Origin of the sequence: Halalkalibacter alkalisediminis, from assembly GCF_028610705.1 — a bacterium.
Lineage (GTDB): Bacteria > Bacillota > Bacilli > Bacillales > Bacillaceae_D > Halalkalibacter > Halalkalibacter alkalisediminis.
This window is the reverse complement of the sequence record NZ_JAQQWT010000136.1, coordinates 1-728: the sequence shown is the minus strand read 5'-3', so window position 1 is coordinate 728 and position 728 is coordinate 1. Positions and strand designations below refer to the sequence as shown.

Genomic DNA, 728 nt, shown 5'->3' with positions numbered 1-728 from the left:
TTTCTTTGCACAAAATAACAAAATTGAACATTTTGAGTTTTTCAAATAGTGAAATTAAATTAATGCAACACTAGTGAATCTAATTACATTCTTGACAATTGAATTCAGACTAATATTTTGCAAACGGCTTTCGCCACGCATTAGTTGTAAGAAACTCATAAAAGCTACTTTCAAAAGAGCGTGGCGGTTCGCTATTTGTTTAGAGGTGATTGAAAAAAGAAAAAACCTTTTGAGAATTTAGAGGGAATATTAGGTTACTACACAATTCTCTCTAATAATTCTCCTACTTTTTCTGCCATTATACGAGGCGGTTCAGGCATTCCATTTTTTAACCACCATTCTACTACCCCTACGTAAGCATTTGCAACAAATAGAACAATGACTTCTTCATCTTGACCAGCATTTTTTCCTTTTGTTATGTCCACATCATTCTTGAACTCTTCAATATTAAACTTCAGGAAGCGATTACGAAAATATGGGGCTCCTTCACTCACTAACATCGTTGAAAAGAATAAATAATTACTCTCAAAGTATTCCATACAGTGTACAGTCGATTCGATCCAATCCATTTCTGCTGCCGATTCACAAAAATTACTCATGTTGTTTATATGTTCTTCCATGACCTTATCTAATAGATCAAATTTATCTAAGTGAGTGAATTTCATAATTTGAATCCTAAGTCTCGTAAAGCTTTCAAGACACAAAAAAAGGAGTACCTCCCCAAAAGT

1 protein-coding gene is annotated in these 728 nt (G+C 33.4%); it reads right to left on the bottom strand.

What is annotated here, in order from left to right:
- Window positions 1-257: 257 nt before the first annotated feature.
- Window positions 258-728, bottom strand: a 471-nt coding sequence (locus PQ474_RS26225) for a TetR-like C-terminal domain-containing protein (protein ID WP_273848520.1), incomplete at its 5' end; no start/stop codon positions are given.